Annotated in this window: 7 protein-coding genes; 3 read left to right on the top strand and 4 right to left on the bottom strand. The window is 79.4% G+C overall.

Annotation, left to right across the window (positions count from 1 at the left end):
- Positions 1–31 precede the first annotated feature (31 nt).
- Together menD and ACI798_RS21575 are read right to left on the bottom strand one after the other, a co-directional pair.
- The gene (gene menD / locus ACI798_RS21570) at positions 32–1,711 is read right to left on the bottom strand and encodes a 2-succinyl-5-enolpyruvyl-6-hydroxy-3-cyclohexene-1-carboxylic-acid synthase (RefSeq protein ID WP_457048915.1); all 1,680 of its coding nucleotides are present in this window, start codon (positions 1,709–1,711) and stop codon (positions 32–34) included.
- Complete coding sequence (locus ACI798_RS21575) at positions 1,708–2,667, bottom strand: o-succinylbenzoate synthase (RefSeq protein WP_457048916.1); 960 nt, start codon at positions 2,665–2,667, stop codon at positions 1,708–1,710. Before ACI798_RS21575 ends, menD begins: the two co-directional genes overlap by 4 nt.
- Positions 2,668–2,708: 41 nt before the next feature.
- Here ACI798_RS21575 and menE point away from each other — a divergent pair, with 41 nt between their 5' ends.
- Positions 2,709–3,932: an o-succinylbenzoate--CoA ligase gene (gene menE, locus ACI798_RS21580; protein ID WP_457048917.1), complete on the top strand. Its 1,224-nt coding sequence runs from the start codon at positions 2,709–2,711 to the stop codon at positions 3,930–3,932.
- On the top strand, positions 3,932–4,804 hold the full coding sequence (locus ACI798_RS21585) for a 1,4-dihydroxy-2-naphthoate polyprenyltransferase (protein WP_456941610.1): 873 nt from the start codon (positions 3,932–3,934) through the stop codon (positions 4,802–4,804). The genes menE and ACI798_RS21585 overlap by 1 nt, the downstream gene beginning before the upstream one ends.
- A 6-nt stretch (positions 4,805–4,810) precedes the next feature.
- On the opposite strand, the gene ACI798_RS21590 is transcribed toward ACI798_RS21585, so the two are convergent.
- Positions 4,811–5,122, bottom strand: coding sequence for a DUF4229 domain-containing protein (locus ACI798_RS21590; protein WP_456941609.1), 312 nt, complete (start codon positions 5,120–5,122; stop codon positions 4,811–4,813).
- A 29-nt stretch (positions 5,123–5,151) separates the two neighbouring features.
- A complete protein-coding gene (locus tag ACI798_RS21595; protein ID WP_457048918.1) occupies positions 5,152–5,646 on the bottom strand; it encodes an Lrp/AsnC family transcriptional regulator in 495 nt (164 codons plus the stop codon).
- 51 nt (positions 5,647–5,697) lie between these two features.
- On the opposite strand from ACI798_RS21595, the gene ACI798_RS21600 reads away from it, so the two are divergent.
- Positions 5,698–5,907, top strand: a complete 210-nt coding sequence (locus tag ACI798_RS21600) for a hypothetical protein (protein ID WP_456941636.1) — start codon at positions 5,698–5,700, stop codon at positions 5,905–5,907.
- Positions 5,908–6,000 lie beyond the last annotated feature (93 nt).

Consider the following 6,000-nt stretch of genomic DNA (forward strand, 5'->3'; position numbering starts at 1 on the left):
GCTGCAGGAGACCCGACGCTCCCGAGGCCGCTCAGGCCAGGGCGCGGCCCGCGGCCTCCCGCAGGGCGACCGCGAGGTCGGCCTCCGCGCGCTGGTCGGTGCGGGCGACGACCACCCGGGGCCCGCCGCGCACCAGCGCGGCGGCGAGCTCCTCCGGCGTGGCCACCGCCGTCGCCGCCCAGCCCAGGGACGCCGCGACCGCGACCAGGTCGCGCCCGTGCGGCGTGCCGAACACCCGCCGGTAGTCGCGGGCGTACGCCGGCCGGCCGGGCTCCAGCTGGGCGAAGATCCCGCCGCCGTCGTTGTCGGGCACGACCACGGTGAGGTCCGGGCGCGGCTCGCCCTCGCCGGCGAGCAGGCCCTGCAGGTCGTGCAGGAACGTCAGGTCGCCCATGAGCGCCACCGCCGGCCCGCCGTGCGCCAACGCCGCGCCGACAGCGGTGGACACCGTGCCGTCGATGCCGGCGACGCCGCGGTTGGCGAGCACGCTGACGTCGCCGCGGGGGACGGCGAGCCGGTCGACGTCGCGCACCGGTGTCGAGGACCCGAGGACCAGCAGCGCCCCGGACGGCAGCGCGGCGACGACGTCGCGGGCCAGCCGGGCGGCGGTCAGCCCGGGCGCGGCGTCCAGGGCGGCGTCGACCGCGCCCCCGACCCGGTCCGCGGCCGAGCGCCAGGCGGCCGCCCAGCCCGGCTCCGACGGCGGGCCGGCCGGCGGGGCGGCGCGGGTGACCAGGGCCGCCGAGCGGCCGGCGTCGGGCCAGCGCGGCCCGGCGACCACCGTCTCCACGCGCACCCGCGGATCGGCCAGCAGCGCCGAGACCGGCCGGGACAGCGTCGGCCGGCCGACGACGACCACGCGGTCGGGCCGGTGCGCGTCCAGCCAGCCGGGCACGCCGAGCAGCAGCGCCCCGCCGCGCACCGCGCCGTCGGTCCACGCCCCGCCGCTCGGCTCGGCGACCACCGGCCAGCCCGCCGCGCTGGCGCCGCCCGCCCACGCCCGGCCGACGGCGTCCGGCCCGTCCCCGGCGACGACGAGCGTGCGCGGGCCGTCCCCGACCGGGACGGTCGCGACGGGCGAAGGCGCCCCGGCGGTCCACGGCGCCCCGCCGTCCCGGCCGGCCCACGGGCCCGCCGGCGGGCCGGGCTCCTCCTCGGGCAGCAGCGGGTCGCGGAAGGCCAGGTTCAGCTGCACCGGCCCGGGGTCGCCGGACAGGACGCCGGTGGCCGCGAGCAGCGCCCGGGACACCACCGAGCGCCAGTAGCGGTTCTGCGCGGCCTCCCGGCCGGCCTCGGGCACGCCGACGTCGGCCGCCCAGCGCGCCGCGCCGCCGTACAGGCCGGGCTGCTCGATCGTCTGGTTGGCGCCGGTGGCCCGCAGCTCCGGCGGCCGGTCGGCGGTGAGTGCCAGCAGCGGCACCCCGCTGACGTCGGCCTCGAGGACGGCGGCGTGCAGGTGCGCGGTCGCCGTCCCGGAGGTGGTGAGCACCGGCACCGGCCGGCCGGACGCGCGGGCCAGGCCCAGGGCGAGGAAGGACGCGGTCCGCTCGTCGATGCGCACGTGCAGCCGCAGGACGCCGGCCCGCTCGGCGGCGGCCAGCGCCAGCGCGACCGGCGCCGAGCGCGAGCCGGGCGCGACGACGGCGTCGCGGACCCCGCCGCGGACCAGCTCGTCGACCAGCACGCGGGCCAGCGCGGTGGAGGGGTTCACGCGGCCAGCACCGCGCCCAGCCGCTCGGTCCAGCGGGCGGTCACGTCGCCGGGTGCGGTCACGGCGTCCAGCCGGCCGGGGTCGGGCCGGGTGACCGGCAGCGCGCCGTCCACCGGCAGCAGCGGGGTGTCGGTGACGTCGCCGTCGAGGAGGGCGACGGTGGCCAGGCCGCAGGCGAAGGGCAGCTCCGGCAGCGCGGCGGCCAGCGCGATCCCCGCGGCGATGCCCACCGAGGACTCCAGCGCGGAGGAGACCACGCACGGCAGCCCGTGCGCCTCGGCCACGCGCAGCGCGGCCCGCACGCCGCCGAGCGGCTGCACCTTGAGGACGACGACGTCGGCGGCCTCCCGCAGGTCGACCCCCAGCGGGTCGTCGGCGCGGCGCACGCCCTCGTCGACGGCGACCCGGACGTCCACCCGGCGGCGCAGCGCGGCGAGCTCGGCGAGCGTGGCGCAGGGCTGCTCGACGTACTCGAGGCCCACCCGGTCCAGCTCCCGGATCCGGGCGACGGCGGTGTCGACGTCCCACGCCGCGTTGGCGTCGACCCGGACCGCGCCGGAGGGGCCGAGCGCATCGCGGACGGCCTCCACACGGGCGAGGTCGTCGCCGGCGGTCTGGCCCGACTCGGCCACCTTCACCTTCGCCGTCCGGCAGCCCGACGCGGTCACGATCGCGTGCGCCCGCTCGGGCCCCACCGCGGGGACGGTGACGTTGACCGGCACCGCGTCGCGCACCGGTGCGGGCCAGCCCCGCACCGCGGCCTCGGCGGCGGCCGCCCACCAGCGGCGGCTCTCGGGCACGCCGTAGTCCCAGAACGGGGAGAACTCGCCCCAGCCGGCCGGGCCGTGCACGAGCACGCCGTCGCGGACGTCGATGCCGCGGAAGCGGGTGCGCATCGGCACCGACCACACCGCCAGCCGGTCGATCCCCTCGGGGAGGCCGGCGGGGGTGATCACGCCCGCAAGCCTATGTCGCACGCGACGTACCCTCGGGACCCGTGATCCGGCAGCTGACCGTCCTCCCCGCGCCGGACTCCCCCGACGCCGTCCTCGGCACGGTGCTGCCCGCCGTCCGCGCCTGCCTGGAGGGCGCCGCGCCGCTCGCCGTCCTCCCGGCCGGGCCGCCCGCGGCGGCCGCGCGGGCGGTCCTCGCGCCGGAGGAGCCGCTGGAGGACGGCGCCGACCTCGTCGTCGTCACCTCCGGGTCCACCGGCGGCCCGCGCGGCGTGCTGCTCCCGGCGGCGGCGCTGCGGGCCTCGGCGACGGCGACCCTCGACCGGCTCGGCGGGCCCGGCGCCTGGCTGCTCGCGCTGCCGGCGTCGGCGATCGCCGGCCTGCAGGTGCTGGTGCGGTCGGTGCTCGGCGGCACGGCGCCCACCGCGCTCGCGGCCGGGGAGGACCTGGCCGCCGCGGTCGCGCGGATGCCCGCCGGCCGGCGGTACACCGCGCTGGTGCCCACCCAGCTGCGCCGGTACCTGGAGCGCGAGCCGGAGGCGCTGCGCGCGTTCGACGCGGTGCTGGTCGGCGGCGCGGCCACCGACCCGGGCCTGCTGGCCCGGGCCCGCGAGGGCGGCGTCGCGGTGGTGACCACGTACGGCATGACCGAGACCGCCGGCGGCTGCGTCTACGACGGCGTCCCGCTCGACGGCGTCCGGGTGCGCGTGGACGCCGGCGGGAGTGCCGCAGGACCCGGCGGAGGAGCCATCGCGGTGGCCGGCCCGGTGCTGGCGCTCGGCTACCGGCGCGACCCGGACGGCACCGCGGCGGCGTTCGCGGGCGGGGAGTTCCGCACCCGCGACGCCGGCTCGATCGGTCCCGACGGGCGGCTGACCGTGGTCGGGCGGCTCGACGACGTCGTCGTCACCGGCGGCGTGAACGTGGCTCCGCAGGCGGTCGAGGGGGCGCTGCGGGAGCACCCCGCCGTCGCCGACGCCGTGGTGTTCGGCCGGCCCGACGAGGAGTGGGGGCAGCGGGTGGTCGCCGCCGTCGTCCCGGCGCCGGGCACCGCACCCGACCTCGCGGCCCTGCGGCCGTGGGTGGCCGACCGGCTGGGCGGGCCGTCCGCGCCGCGCGAGCTGCACCTGATCGGGTCGGTGCCGACCCTGCACACCGGCAAACCCGACCGCCGCGGCGTGGCCGCCGCGGTGACGGACCGGAACGGCCCGCCTGCAGGGTCCCGCCGCGAGCCCGCGAGTAGCGGGGAGCAGGGGGGTCCTTCGTGATGGCCGGCCCCGCGCAGTGGGTGGCCGGCGCCCGCCCCCGCACGCTGCCCGCCGCGCTCGCGCCGGTGCTGGTGGGCACCGGCGCCGCGGCCGCGCTCGACGGCTTCCGGCTCGTGCCCGCGCTGCTGGCGCTGCTCGTGGCGTTGGCGCTGCAGGTGGCGGTCAACTACGCCAACGACTACTCCGACGGGAAGCGCGGCACCGACGCCGTCCGGGTCGGGCCGATGCGGCTGGTCGGCTCGGGCGCGGCCTCGCCCCGCGCGGTGCTGACGGCGGCGCTGCTGTCCTTCGCCGTCGCCGGGGTGGCGGGGCTGGTGCTGGCGGCGCTGTCGAGCTGGTGGCTGGTCGCCGTCGGCGCGGTGTGCATCGTCGCGGCCTGGACCTACACCGGCGGCCCGCTGCCCTACGGCTACCGGGCGCTGGGGGAGGTGTTCGTCTTCGTCTTCTTCGGCCTGGTGGCCGTCGCCGGGACCACGTTCGTGCAGACCGGGCGGGTCGAGGGGCTGGCGCTGGCCGCCGCGGTGCCGATCGGGCTGCTGTCGGTGGCGCTGCTGGTGGTCAACAACCTGCGCGACGTCGAGGGCGACGCCCGGGTGGGCAAGCGCACGCTCGCGGTGCTGCTCGGCGACCGCGCGACCCGGCGGTTCTACGTCGGCCTGCTCGTCGTCGCGTTCGCCGTCGTCGTCGCGATCGGGGTGGCGCGGCCGTGGGCGCTGCTCGCGCTGGCCGCCGCGCCGCTGGCCGTGCCGCCGTCGCGGGTGGTGCTCTCCGGCGGGCGCGGGCCGGCGCTGATCGCCGCGCTGCAGGCCACCGGCCTGCTCACCCTGGCCACCGGCGTGCTGCTCGGCGCCGGGCTCGCCCTGTCGGGCTGAGCCGGGTCAGGCGGCGGCGTCGCCCGACAGCCGGGCGCGCAGCTGCTCCTTGCGGGTGCGCCGGGCGACGCTGCGGGCGGCCAGGCCCTCGGTCAGCCTGTCGCGGACCGGGCGCAGCAGCACCAGCGCCACCGGCATCGACAGCAGCAGGCCGAACAGCAGCGCCGGGAACCCGGGCAGGCCCACCAGCCAGATCAGCGCGATGAGCGCGACGGCGATGACCAGCCGGCCGAGCGTGTAGAGCAGCAGCCACGGCGCGATCCGCGGCGGGGTCGCGGGACCGCCGGTGGGCGCGCCCGGGGTGGTGCTCTCGGCCATGCTGCTGTCCTCCTGCGTGCGGTCGGGCGTCATCCCGTCCGGCCCTCCCACTTGGTGGAGAGCACGACGGTGGTGCGGGTGCGGGCGACGCCCTCGATCCTGTTCAACGCGTTGATGGCGGCCTCGAGTGCCGGGATGTCGGTCACCCGGACCTTGAGCACGTAGCCCTCGCTGCCCGCGACCCGCCAGCAGTCCTCGACCTCGGGCATCGCCCGCAGCGCGGCCTCCACGCCGGTGTCGTCGACGGCGTCGCTCTCGATCACGCCGATCAGCGCGGTGACGTCCAGCCCCAGCGCGGCGGGGTCGACGACGGCGCGGTAGCCGAGGACGACCCCGGAGGCCTCGAGCTTGCCGACCCGCTCGTGCACGGCCGGCGCGGAGAGCCCGACCTGCCGGGCCAGCTCGGCGATGCTGGCGCGGCCGTTGGCGCGCAGCAGGTCGATCAGCTGCCGGTCGACGGCGTCGATGGGGAGGCTCCGTCCGGGTCGTGTGTGGAGGCGGTCACGGACCGCTCCTCCCAGTATCCCGCGCGCGTACGTTGGGCGGCAGGGACGTTTCTCTCGAGGGGAGGCCGGGTGCCGGTCGTGCTGCTGGTGGTCGCGTTGCTCGTGGTCGTGCTCGTCGTCCGGGCCACGGCCGTCGCCGGGAGCGAGCTGCGCCGGGAACGGCGGGCCCGTCGTCCGCGGCCCTCCCGCGCGTCCCGCCCCGTCGCCCCCGACGACGACCCGGAGTTCCTCCGCGAGCTCGCCCGCCGCGTCCGCCGCGACGACGGCTCCCCCGCCTAGCGCACCCGCCCTCGGTGCGGGGGGGGGGGGGTGCGGGGGGGTCCTCGGCGGAGGTGCGGGGGGGGTGGGGGGTTGTGGCGGGGGGGGGGGGGA

This window comes from Geodermatophilus sp. SYSU D01045, from assembly GCF_054050295.1.

What these genes read in the sequence shown, in the direction of transcription:
- ACI798_RS21590 (WP_456941609.1), bottom strand. Translation starts at nt 5,122, where the DNA reads ATGGCCGAGAGCACCACCCCGGGCGCGCCCACCGGCGGTCCCGCGACC.
- ACI798_RS21585 (WP_456941610.1), top strand. Translation starts at nt 3,932, where the DNA reads ATGGCCGGCCCCGCGCAGTGGGTGGCCGGCGCCCGCCCCCGCACGCTG.